This is a genomic window from Caulifigura coniformis, assembly GCF_007745175.1.
Taxonomy (GTDB): Bacteria; Planctomycetota; Planctomycetia; order Planctomycetales; family Planctomycetaceae; genus Caulifigura; species Caulifigura coniformis.
In genome coordinates this window covers 3,278,206-3,289,901 of sequence record NZ_CP036271.1, presented here as the reverse complement: position 1 = coordinate 3,289,901, position 11,696 = coordinate 3,278,206, and the positions used below count along the sequence as shown (strand labels likewise).

The following is an 11,696-nucleotide window of genomic DNA, read 5'->3' as shown; positions in this document are numbered from 1 at the left end:
GAAATCGTCAGATCGGACAGGCCATTTCCGAATAGTTCGGACGATCGGAGGCCGACTGATGCCGGAACTCGCGGAGCACCCGCCCGCGATGGACGAGAAATGCGCCCGGAAGCTGATAGACATTGCTCGTCACGGCGCCGAATCCGTGCCCGCTCGTGATGGCGGCCTGGAATCCGCGAACGAGCGTCTTGAAATTGAACAACTGCCGGACTCTCCCAAGCTGAAGCTGGAACGCCTCGTACAGACTGCGGTCCGGATCCGAGAATTGCTCGACCCGGGCCAGATCGTTCTTCTCGATCAGCGGCCGCATCCCCTCCGGAGATTCCTGGTAGACGATCGCAACCTGCGAGCCAAGGGCTTCGATCTCACCCAGTCGCGCATGAAGATCCGCCAGGGCTTCCCGACAGAAAGTGCAGCCGGCATGCCGCAGGAAGACCAGCAGGGTCGGCTTCTCGTCTGAGATGTCCTGTAGCGTCCGGCCGCTCACACTGCGGAAACCTGTCCACGGCGAGGTGGTTGAAGTCGCTGGCATTCGGCTGACTCCCGATGATGAATCCAGGCCTGGTGCAGAATGATTCCGAACGGCGCCCACCAGATCAGGTCGTTCGTGAGGAGCATCACTCCAAAGCTCCAGGGCAGCTTTCCACCGGCCGCCGTCCAGACAAAACCGATCGGTCCGAAGATTTTCCCCAGCAGTCCAACCAGCACAATCGGCCAATGCCGCACAGGGTCACTCGCGGCGATCAGGTAACCGATTCCGTAAACGCCGATCACCATCCCCATGCACTGCCAGAGTTCCGGATAATTCGGCAGCGGCTCGAACCGGGTCCATTCGAAGAATGCCAGCGGCCGAAGGATGACGAACAATCCCCAGACGAGATTGTAGACTCCCGCGGCCACCAGAACCCGTCGGCCGAGCCGCCCACTCTCCCCGACTTGTTTTCCCGCCAGCGATTTCATGTAGACTCCCCGGGCCGTGGCGACCGGAATGGCCGCCCTTCCGGAAACCGCCGTCGACCGGCCGGTTTAACGTCCATTCAGATTCACGAGGTTGCGAGCTCACCATGAAGGTTGCGATTGTCGGAGGTGGGGGTCTCGTCGGATCGTGCGCGGGCTTTGCCCTCCAGGCCGGAAAAATCGTCCGCGAAATCGTCCTGCTGGACGTCAACCAGGACCTGGCCGAAGGTCAGGCGCTCGACATCCTGCACGGCGCCGCCCTGATGGCCGACCAGACCGTACGAGCCGGCACCAACGACGACTACAAGACGGCCGACTGCATCGTGATCACCGCGGGCCTGCGGCGCAAACCCGACGAAAGCCGCCTGGACCTCATCAACCGGAACGTCGCTCTGTTCCGCACGATTCTTGCCGACATGAAGAAGGCCGGGCTCAAGAAAGATGCCCTGGTGTTCGTCGTTTCCAACCCCGTTGACGTCCTGACCTATCTCGCGATCAAGGAACTCGGCCTCCCGGCAACACAAGTGCTCGGGCTGGGAACGGTCCTCGATACCGTGCGCCTGCGCAGCCTCCTCGCAGCGCGGCTCAATGTTCCACCAATGCAGGTGTCGGCCGTCATCCTCGGCGAGCATGGCGACAGCATGGTCCCGGTCTGGTCGGCCGCGCAGGTGGCGGGCCTGCCGCTCGAGAAGTGGCCGGGCGCTTCGAGCGCGATGATCGCCGAAGTCGAAAAGCGGACTCGCGGCAGCGGCGCGGAGGTGATCAAGAAAAAGGGAGGAGCGGGATTCGCGGTGGGCGTGTCGATCGCCGACGTCGTTCACAGCATCGCGCTCGACCAGCGGCGGGTCCTGCCGGTCTCGACCCTCCAGAACGGATGCTATGACCTCCAGGACGTCGCGATCTCAGTCCCGACGATCGTCGGCCGCAAGGGGATCCTCGGGCATGTCGAAGTCGACCTGTGGCCGAAAGAGCGCGTGGCGCTGCAGCACAGCGGCGTCGTCCTCAGGGAGACGATCGACAAAGTGTTGAAGGGTTAGATCCTCGGTGGCGCCCCCCCGCCATGCCCGAAGGTGCTCCCAATGCGGCCTCGTGGCATGGCTCGCGCTGAAAGCCGTCCGCTGAACAGGAAGGCTATTCCGCTTTCTTCTCGTTCGGCCGCGCGGACTTCGCCTGCGAAAGCTCGCGATGACGCCTGGCCATGTCGTCATTCCCCAGCTCCTCGTATGCCTTGGCGAGTGAGCCATGCAGTTTCGGCAGCTGCCCCGCCAGCTGCTTCTCTCGTGAGTACACAGGCAGAATCAATTCCAGGTCTGCGAGCGCGTCTTTCCAACGCCCCTGCTTGAGATAGATCTGGCCGCGCGTCTCGCGGATCTGCGGATTCCCCGGCGCCAGCTCCACGGCCCGACCTGCAAGGTTCTCGGCCCGCTTGAGATCAACCGGTGCCTGCGTGGCCAGCGTCCAGGCAAGGTTGTTCATCGCAATGGCCGCCGACGGATTCAGCTTCACCGCCTGTTCGAGATGCTCCGCCCCTTCCTCGAGCTTGCCGAGTTCGAGCAGCCGCGTGCCGAGTGCCATGTGAATCAGCCAGGGGCTATCCCCATTGGCAAGCCTCTCCTTGAGCATCGTCAGCGCATCTTCGCCTGCGGAGTCATCGCGCGTCATCTCGGTCAGCATCAGCAGGGCCGCGGAATTCGAAGGGTCCGCCTTGAGCGCCGCCGACGTGAGCTCCAGCACCTTCCGCGGATCCTCCTTCTTGTCGCGGAGTTCATTCGCCCAGCCAATGGTGATGGAGGAGATCGCCTTCCGGAGAACGACAGGATCGCTGAGCGTTCCTCCCTGTTCGAGCATCTCAACCGCCTCACGATACTTCTTCTGGAATGCGAGCGACCAGGCGCACAACAGCCGCGAATCGAGATCCGCGGGCTCCTTCGCGAGTTTCTCGCGGAAGAACTTCTCCGAGGCCGCGGCTTCTTCGCGGACGGCGTTTTCTCCCTTCGTCGCCGCGATCAGCTGTAGCACCGACAGGCGATACATCGGACGTTTCTGAGCAACCACCTCGAGATGCGTCAGTGCGTTCTCCGCGAAACCCGCATCGGTATACAGCTTCGCGAGCAGCAGCCGGAAATCGATGTTCTCTGGATCGATGGCAACGCCCCGTTCGAGCCGCCGAATCAGCTGCTGGCGTCCCGCATTGTCGAGTTTTTCGACGTCCGTCTTCGTAATCAGCCAGCGGTTGGCCTCGGTCGCCACGCTGTCATTCCCGGCGGCGAGCGACTCCATGATCGCGCTCGCCTTCTTGTGATCCCCCTCTTTCTCCGCCAGGGTCGCCAGACCGAACTTCGGCCGGGGATCGATGGGCGCCATGAGCTGAGCGCGACGGAAACACAGGTCGGCCTTCGTGTCGTCTCCATTGCGGAGGGCTTCGCCAGCCGCCGCCAGATAACGCCGCAGCTCGACCTCGCCGTTGGCATGGTTCATCGAAGCCCGAAGGGCGACGGCCACCACAATGGCCGAGAGCACCGGCAGACCGGCGAGCAACAGCCGCCACGGACGACTCTCCAGCCAGCCGAAAACAAACGGCGCCGGATTGAGCCGCGCCAGAACCATCAGGAAAAAGTCGGCGAGATTCACGGCGACACCTCCGCATTCGCCCGGACATGCTCCACCAGACGGGCACGAAGATCGTTGAGGTGGCGATGAATGTCGTCGACATCCTTTTCACCGAGCTGGCGGGACGGCTGCACGAGAATCTGGAACTGGGCGATCACTTCCATGCTGTCGGTCGCCCGGAGTGCTTTCTGGATCTTGTCGATGAATGTTTGCGCCGTGCCTCCTCCTTCACGCGTCGGCACAGGCTTCAGTTTCTCGTTCATTGCCGCAAACACCACGAGTGCCGACTCTCTGGTATGTTTGCGGAGAGTGAACTGGGTCACGTCGTAGATGCCATGTCCGCCGGCGGTTTGGGAAGTCAGAACGTCGGAAGTGGACCATCCGGTCCCCTCGTAGCAGGTCTTCAGGTCGTGCCAGCCGCGAAACGGATAATCGACGGACAGGGTCGCGAGGCCGAACGGAGCCTTATAAACCCACATCCGGGAGTGCTCGCCGAGCGCATTGCTCTCGGAGCGTTTGACGACTTCGAACCCGACCTGTTCCCAGCCATCCAGGTTTGCAGGAAGGAAGTCTTCCTTCAGACTGCCGAGCGTGCCGATGACCTTCCCTTCATCGACAGGGGCGAGGATCGGGTTCGCACCCGGGCGCTGGCTGGCGATGACCGCCTTCGTCGAGGCAATGGCCAGCGTCCCCCCACTGACCGCCAGTGCAACCAGAGCGGTGGTGCTGATGAGCTTCATCGTTGGTCCGCTGCGGGGGAGCGGAGCGGGCTCCGTCTCCCAGCGGAATCCCGCAATCAGGCGGTTCCAGAGAACAATCCAGAAGTTGTCCGACTCGATCGCATCGGGTGAATCAAGCGGGCCCATCAGGAATGTCAGGAATGCGTCGCAGCAGACCAGCCAGACGAGCGCAACCACGAACACAACCATGCCCAGGATCGAGTGCTGAGGTTCGCTCAGCAGATCAATGCCGATCTTGTCGAGCCCGTAGACAATCGTGACCGTCCGCAGCACGTTGATCGCACCGGCCCCCGCGATGGCGGCCACGAACAACAGGGCCGTGTGCGCCAGTGACCGCGAGTACCACACCGCCAGCACCGCGGCGATGGCGAGCAGTGAAAACAGCGACTGCACCCCGCTGCACGCCTCTTCCACGAACAGCTTCTTGGAGGCAATCTCGATGACCACTCCCTCGCGAACGTGGTCGACTCCCAGGAAATCGAGCAACTGGCTCGTATACGACGCCGTCCGTTGTTGCAGGTAGGTGATCAACTGGTCATCCGCGTTCTCCGGGGGAAGCAGGATCAGCGCCATCAGCGCCCACACGGGAATCAGCGAAACCGGTCGACCGGCGCCGACATACAGCACCATTCCGAACCCGGCCACCAGCAGCCCGACATAGCCACCCCACGGCGTGACCGCCGGAAACGCCCAGATGGCCGCGAATTCGATGACCACCCCGAGCCCCACGATCGAGAGCGCGACGAGCGGGCGAAGACGGGACCAGAGCAATGCCGGAGGCTCTTCGTCGTCTGGGCTCGCCGGCACGGCGAACGGCTCGGCGGCCGTGGCGTCTTCATCTCCCTTCCAGCGCGAGACGAACAGCACGGCGACTGCCACAAGAAGCACCGGGAAAAACTGGTAGTGCGTCTGCGACCAGAGATTTCTGAAGTACAGCGCGGTCAACGGCGCCATGCCGAGGGCGACAAGACCGAAGACGATCGCGAGGCGATAGCGGTTCCACACGGGCATCACAACGTCGTTGAGCCTGGATGCGTCCCTTCCGGGTGCAGCCATGCCCCGACGGAAAAGACCTCATTTGAGTTGTCCATCGACCGGCGTTCCTGCAGCGGAACGTCCTCAATCGATCTGTGGCCAGTTGCCCGCGAACACGTCGGGGCAACAGATGTGCAGCCCTGGCCCGGCTTGTCAGGCAATCTAACGACTCCGGGGACCAAATGCCTCGGCGGATCTGAAAAAACCGTCCTCAAAACGGCCCCCTCCTCCCGCCAGCCGGCCCCGAACTCCCAACTCCCGGTCCCACCTCGATTTGCCATCCTCGATGTCCGGGCTTTCCGGCGGTCTTCATTCTCGAGATGCCGCCGTCTGGACGATCTCCGCCCTCCCCGCCTGAAGTTCGTTGCGACGCGACGGCCCTTTCCGGACGATAGCAATTTCACGTCAAACGGCGTCGCTTGCAGGGCTCCCCACTTCCGAGGCAGGGCCACTCCGCGACACGCCGGACGGGATCCAATCAGGGGGCCGGGCGAACGGTATGGGGAGTCGATCTCGACAACTTGTCTGTCAAACGGTCGTTCTCGGACTGCTGTGCGCCTTGTTTCTCGGGCAGACCTGGCACGCCAGCCGGGCGACAAGCATCACGTTCGACGAGACGTTCTTTCTCGGGACGGCCCTGCATACGGTCCGTGACCACAAGCTCGATCCTCGCCTCGTCGCCGCGGGCGTCGCGCCGGTCCCCGTCATTCTGGCATATCTGCCTGCGCTGGCCGGTGAACAAGGGGCCGAGCGATCCAACCTGTGGCTCGGCGAAATGGGAGACGCTCAAAAGATCCTGCGTCCCCGCATGATGACGGCAATCGTATTCGGACTGCCGCTGATCATCACCATGTTCCTGGTGGTCGATCGACGCTGCGGATTCCTGGCGGCGACACTGGCGGCCGGGCTGCTCAGCGGCTCCCCGACGATTCTGGCCAGCGGCTCGCTGGCAACCACCGACCTGGCATTCGGGACCGCATCATTCCTCGCCGTTCTCGCGACCGCTTCCTGGCTCGATCGACCTGACCAGACCCGGTTCGTGCTCTGGGCCGCCGCCATCGGCATCGCCATCGCGGCGAAGTACTCAGGCGTCTTCCTGCTTCCCGTCTCCGGCCTGTTCCTTGCCTGGAAGGAGTGGGCCCTGCTGGTCGGCCGCCGATACGGACCGATCTCGTCCCACGACTGGCGACGGCTGTCAGTGAAGGTCCTCGGGAAGTATCTGGCGTTACTGGCGCTGGCCGCAGGATCGTGCTGGTTCTGTCACCTGCTGCAGACCTCCGGAGCGCTCAAGGCCGTTCCCTTCGACCAGACGGCCGAGTACTCACCCTGGATCAAGCTTCTTGGTAAAGGCCCCATCGCCGAGGCGGTGATGACCTTCGCCCACGAATGGATTCCGCGCCCGTCTCCCGTCGAGGGGATCTTCTTCCAGTTTCAGCACAGCGGCTGGGGTCATTCGGCCTACCTGATGGGAAACTTCTCGAAGTTCGGGTGGTGGTACTTCTTCCCCTGTGCGTTTGCCTTCAAGAGCACTCCGGTGGAACTGGCGATCACCCTGTTCCTGATCGGCGTCGGCATTCGCGCAGCGATCATCACCCGCCTCCATCCCGGGCGCATCGATCCACTGTCCCTCACCGTTGTCGTCTCAACCGTGATCTTCTGCGGGTTGATGATCGCATCCCCCCTGAACCTGGGACAGCGCTACATCCTTCCCGTCTATCCGCTGCTCATTCTCCTCGGCATCGATCAGCTCGTGCGGAAGATCTCCAATCGGCCTGTCGTCCTCGCGACGATCGCTGCCGGTCTGCTCGCAGGACAGGTTGTCAGCAGCCGAAGCGTCTCTTCCGATTTTCTGGTCTATTTCAACTCGTTTTGCGGCGGTACGTCACACGGACGCTGGCTGCTTGTCGATTCGAGCCTCGACTGGGGTCAGGGACTGAAAGAACTGAAACGTTTTCAGGACGATCATCCGGAACGGCTGGCGCTGAAGTATTTCGGAACGGCCCTTCCACAGGACTACGGAGTCCGCGCGTTCAATGTCGATGAAGCCCCCCTCGACGTCGATTCGGTCCGTTACTTCGCGATCTCTGCGACGTATTTGCAGGGCGACTACACTCTGGAAGTCGATCCCTTTCACCCCCTCAGACAACTGGAGGCGGATGCGAAAGCGGGGGAATCGATCCTGATCTACGACCTCGAGCAGCCCGATCGCCGAAAGGCGCTCGCCGCCTCGCTGGCGAAACTTCCCGACAGCAAGACGTCTGGCGAGTTCCTGCGCTGGACCTCGTGGCGCGAATGACACAGGGTTCCACTTTTCCACTGAAGCCAATTTCGAAACCGACGATGGACCTGCTGGATCGGCTGCTCGGACATGATGCCTGGACGACTCAGCAGCTCCTCATGATTTGCGGCGAGCTGTCGGATGAGCAGCTCGACCGCGAATTCGACATCGGACACCGCACCCTTCGATCGACGCTCAATCATGTCGTGAGAAATATGGAAGTGTGGTCCACCCTGATGGCGGGCGTGACGGCCCGCCGGGAAAGCAGCGCCTCGATCGCGGGGATGCTCGTCCGACTGGACGCCGCATCGAAACGCCTCGCCGATGTGGCCCGCACCGTCGCGGATCGCGACGCCTGGGACGAAACCTGGCTCGACGACCTGGAAGATCCACCGCGACGAAAGAGCTACGGAACCGCCATCGCGCACGTCCTCACGCACAGCATGCATCATCGGGCACAGGTTCTTTACATGCTGCGCCTGACCGGCGTCGAGCACCTTCCTGAGGGGGACGTCTTCAGCTGGGAACGAGAACACGTCCGATGACTTCGAGTGACTCCACGATGACTTCCGATTGGCCGCGCGGAACGCGCCGCTGGCCATGGCTCGTTGTCGTCGGAGCGATTCTGTTGTTCCTTGGGATCTGGTGGATCAGGTCGTCAGCGCGCGCCCGGACGGACGCCTGGATCAACGCCGTGCGCGCGACAGGCGCGAAGGCCGGAATCGAGAGACCGGACTTTGACGACATCGGAGAAATCATCGGCCAGATCACTCATGGCGACGTGATCATCGTCTGGACCGATCATCCCGATCAGACTGCGCGCATCCTTGAAATTCCTGACCCGCCGCGATGGCTCATGTTCATGATCGCGCATCCTGCGGAGCCCGGGTTTCTCAGAACGGTGAAGGCCCGGTTTCCCAACGCAGGCATCAGCCACAATCCCCGCATGAAATGGAACGATCCTCATGCCATCGGCTGGGAAGATGTCCGCTGACGATTCCGCTCCCTCGCGTTGAGAATCGCTCGGCGCGGGGCCATGGCATCATCGCTTCGCAGCCCGAGTTCTCGGCCTACGCGAAATGGTGAATGGCCCCCTGCTCACCCATCTGCTCAAATTTCTGATTCCCTTCAACGTTGCAGGGAATTTGCGGTCGGTGACAGCCATGAAAGTTTGAAATGCCACTTTGCAAGGAGTGTCAGGGAACGGGCAAATGCCCGGACTGCGCTGAGCTCGAACAGGCCGCTGGTAGTTCACCCCAACACTGCAAAACCTGCTTCGATTCGCGCAATTGCCAGACCTGCAAGGGATCCGGAAAGAATCGAACGCAGGGATAACTCTCCCGGAACCCGAGGAGACTTGCAGCGCTTCGCGGCCGAGTGCTACGCCTGATGCGGGCTCCATCGTCCGAGAGGGGGCTGCAGATTCGGCGCATCCGGGAATGAGGCGGGATGGAAGAAAATCCGCCCGGCGAGACGGCGGCCGATCGGTGTGCGCAGGCACCAGAAGGCCGCATTGATCGCGCGGCGCGATCGCACCGTCCGCAGGGCCGCCCGCAGCCACAACCTCGCTCGGAATTTTCGGCGGAACGCCTCCCCCGAATAGGCCTCCAGCAGAGAAGTATCCCCCGTCTGAAGGGTTGCACCGAGAACCTCGGCAGCGAACTCGGACAGCCGCAGGCAGGGATCGAGGCCCCCTGCCGTCAGCGGCGAAACGGCGCCGGCCGCGTCGCCCACCAGCAGCCCGAACTGGCTCGCGATGCGGGGCAACACGCCCCCGACGGGAATCCGTCCCCCGCGACGCTCGACCCGCTCGCCCTGCGGCAGCCTCAGTCGTGTTCGCGCAACTTGCGTCCATCTCTTCAGCGCTTCGGCCGGCTTGAACTGCGCCGCGTATCCGCCGACTCCCAGATGCAGCTCCTCGCCGTCATGCACTGCCCAGGCGATATAGCCCGGCGCCAACTCCGGATCGAGCAAGCAATGGATCCGCGGCGGTCCGGTCGCAATCGTGTCTCGGTACACATCCTCCAGCCCGAGAATCCATTCCGAGTTCCGGCTGAGATCAAGGTGTTCGGCCACTCGGGAACCCGCCCCGTCCGCCCCCACGATCAACCGCGCATCAGACTTCCACCGACGCAGCCCGGTCTGCAGCACGAGGCTGCTCGTCCCATCGTGGCTCACGATCGATTCCAGCGACGAGTCGAGCGCCGTCGTCACTCCGGCCGTACGGCACTGCCCCAGAAGCTCCGTATACAGCCGTCCCATCCGGCCCACGCGAAACTCCGCGAACGGACTCTCGAGATCAAACCGGGCGAGACTCGGCGAATACACCGACACGTGGCGAATCACCGGCCCCAGGCAGTCTCCCGGCAGATCGAAATCCTCGAGCGTCCGGCGAACGAAGATGCCGGTCGTGTGAATTCCATCCGAGAGCGACGCCTTACGGTCGACCAGCAGCACGCGGCGGCCCTGCCGGCCCAGCTTGAGTGCAACACTCAGCCCGGCCAGTCCCGCACCGATGACCGCACATTCAAAATCCGCCATGTCCCTCTCCTTGGAAAAAACTTTGCACCGCCAAGTATTTTTCGACGACGACTCGCGAACGGGAATTCGACCAAAAGGGGGCGGCCCCTTTCTCCCCGCTCCTTTCAGGCGGGCGAGACCCGCTCCCGGAAACCCTGGGCAGAGACTCCCGCGTCCCGCACCACCTGCTCCAGCACTCCCAGATACTTCAGAAACTCGGCACGTCCTGTCGCCGTCAGCTGCACCAGCGTCTGCTGGTTTCGGCCAGCTCCGCGCTTCCAAAGCCCCACAAGCCCCGCATCCTCGAGCACCTTCAAATGACGGCTCAGGTTCCCGTCAGTCAGCCGGCACAACTCTTTGAGTTCCACAAACGTCACGCCATCCGAGCTTGCCGCCAGCGACGTCATCAAACCGAGCCTGGCCTTTTCGTGAATCACACGATCGAGTCCGTCGTAGGCGAAGCGTCCCCCATCGGAGTCGCCGGCTCCGCCGGAATCCTTACGAGCCATGGCGACGCTCCAGCGAAAAGAACAGGACAGCGGCCGCGAGCAGCTGCCCGACGCCGAACGTCACCCCCATCGTCCATCCCGCGAGAGCCCGTGTGTCATGGGCGACGCCGAGCACGACGAGGCCGGCTGCAACGTAATAGCCGCCAACCCACCACGCGGACCGCGGCAGCAGCGGCGTCGACGCAAACAATCCCTGAGCGAACAGGAGCGACCACAGCCCGGGCAACGTCCAACCCAGTTCGGGCGCGAACTTCACAACGACGGCTGTCACGAGCGCTCCGGTGACAAGGCAGGGAACCAGCGCCCGTACAGCGTTGAGAATCCGCACACGCTCGCGACCCGATCCGTCCCTGTACCACCGAACGCCAAGGTCGATCGCCGTTGCCACGATCGCCAATGCCGCGACCGCCGACCAGAACCGGACGAATCCAGGAATATCGCCAACCGGATCCGTCACGATCCGGCCCTGCAGCCCCGCTGCGAGGAGGGCCAGCCCTCCCGACGCAGCCGCGATCTCGGCCCGATACCCCCGAAAGACCTGGGTCGACGCCATCCGTTCCCGGATCTCGGCAATCTCCAGCAAGGCATGCTCAAGCTGCATGACAGAAACTCCGAAGGAAGCTTTCACTCTCTATTGCAAAGTATTCTCGGCGACGAATGGATGCAAGGGGGAGTTGGTAGACGATCGCCCTACCCGATCAGAGAAGCCCGCTGCACCGCGGCCAGGCCAAAACTGGCGGCCCGCCGCGCCAAAAACAGAGACGGCTCCGCGAATGAACCGCGGAGCCGGGCGAATCTTGGTGATGAATCCAGTGGACAGAGCCGGAATCGACCACCGGCCCGAAAACCAATAGATACCGCTCCGGGCCGACTCGTGCGGTGCAGTATTGGGGGCAGTGCATACGGCTGCACCGAAAGGGGCCCCGGTTCGCAGCCGGGGCCTCCCGTCTTGGGGAACGCTTTCGCGTCGTTTCTGAGAGGCACCCGATAACGGGGGGCCGCCTTCGTGCGGCCTCAGGCGGCCTGTCGCGGCCTGAGTCACCCTCC

At 63.0% G+C, this 11,696-nt stretch carries 11 protein-coding genes; 4 read left to right on the top strand and 7 right to left on the bottom strand.

The window, feature by feature from the left end; all coding sequences use genetic code 11:
• Window positions 1-7 precede the first annotated feature (7 nt).
• Together Pan44_RS13290 and Pan44_RS13285 are read right to left on the bottom strand one after the other, a co-directional pair.
• Entirely contained in the window at window positions 8-532 is a 525-nt protein-coding gene (locus Pan44_RS13290; protein WP_145030527.1) for a peroxiredoxin-like family protein, read from the bottom strand.
• Window positions 484-960 (bottom strand): alkyl hydroperoxide reductase, encoded by a 477-nt coding sequence (locus Pan44_RS13285; RefSeq protein ID WP_145030526.1) that lies wholly within the window; start codon window positions 958-960, stop codon window positions 484-486. Before Pan44_RS13285 ends, Pan44_RS13290 begins: the two co-directional genes overlap by 49 nt.
• A gap of 104 nt (window positions 961-1,064) precedes the next feature.
• On the opposite strand from Pan44_RS13285, the gene Pan44_RS13280 reads away from it, so the two are divergent.
• Entirely contained in the window at window positions 1,065-1,994 is a 930-nt protein-coding gene (locus Pan44_RS13280; RefSeq protein ID WP_145030525.1) for a lactate/malate dehydrogenase family protein, read from the top strand.
• A 94-nt stretch (window positions 1,995-2,088) separates the two neighbouring features.
• Here the strand turns inward: Pan44_RS13280 and Pan44_RS13275 are convergent, their stop codons facing one another.
• Together Pan44_RS13275 and xrtU are read right to left on the bottom strand one after the other, a co-directional pair.
• Window positions 2,089-3,588 (bottom strand): tetratricopeptide repeat protein, encoded by a 1,500-nt coding sequence (locus tag Pan44_RS13275; protein ID WP_145030524.1) that lies wholly within the window; start codon window positions 3,586-3,588, stop codon window positions 2,089-2,091.
• Entirely contained in the window at window positions 3,585-5,363 is a 1,779-nt protein-coding gene (gene xrtU / locus Pan44_RS13270; protein WP_145030523.1) for an exosortase U, read from the bottom strand. Before xrtU ends, Pan44_RS13275 begins: the two co-directional genes overlap by 4 nt.
• Before the next feature lie 478 nt (window positions 5,364-5,841).
• Here xrtU and Pan44_RS13265 point away from each other — a divergent pair, with 478 nt between their 5' ends.
• Genes Pan44_RS13265 through Pan44_RS13255 form a run of 3 tightly spaced genes read left to right on the top strand, consistent with a single transcriptional unit; the run spans window position 5,842 to window position 8,614 of the window.
• On the top strand, window positions 5,842-7,638 hold the full coding sequence (locus Pan44_RS13265; RefSeq protein WP_145030522.1) for a glycosyltransferase family 39 protein: 1,797 nt from the start codon (window positions 5,842-5,844) through the stop codon (window positions 7,636-7,638).
• 44 nt (window positions 7,639-7,682) lie between these two features.
• A complete protein-coding gene (locus Pan44_RS13260; protein WP_145030521.1) occupies window positions 7,683-8,165 on the top strand; it encodes a DinB family protein in 483 nt (160 codons plus the stop codon).
• 17 nt (window positions 8,166-8,182) lie between these two features.
• A complete protein-coding gene (locus tag Pan44_RS13255; RefSeq protein ID WP_145030520.1) occupies window positions 8,183-8,614 on the top strand; it encodes a hypothetical protein in 432 nt (143 codons plus the stop codon).
• Between the two features lie 386 nt (window positions 8,615-9,000).
• Here the strand turns inward: Pan44_RS13255 and Pan44_RS13250 are convergent, their stop codons facing one another.
• The 3 genes from Pan44_RS13250 to Pan44_RS13240 form a co-directional block, all read right to left on the bottom strand.
• A complete protein-coding gene (locus Pan44_RS13250) occupies window positions 9,001-10,161 on the bottom strand; it encodes an NAD(P)/FAD-dependent oxidoreductase (RefSeq protein ID WP_145030519.1) in 1,161 nt (386 codons plus the stop codon).
• A gap of 104 nt (window positions 10,162-10,265) precedes the next feature.
• On the bottom strand, window positions 10,266-10,649 hold the full coding sequence (locus Pan44_RS13245; RefSeq protein ID WP_145030518.1) for a transcriptional regulator: 384 nt from the start codon (window positions 10,647-10,649) through the stop codon (window positions 10,266-10,268).
• Window positions 10,639-11,250, bottom strand: coding sequence for a hypothetical protein (locus tag Pan44_RS13240; RefSeq protein WP_145030517.1), 612 nt, complete (start codon window positions 11,248-11,250; stop codon window positions 10,639-10,641). Before Pan44_RS13240 ends, Pan44_RS13245 begins: the two co-directional genes overlap by 11 nt.
• Window positions 11,251-11,696 lie beyond the last annotated feature (446 nt).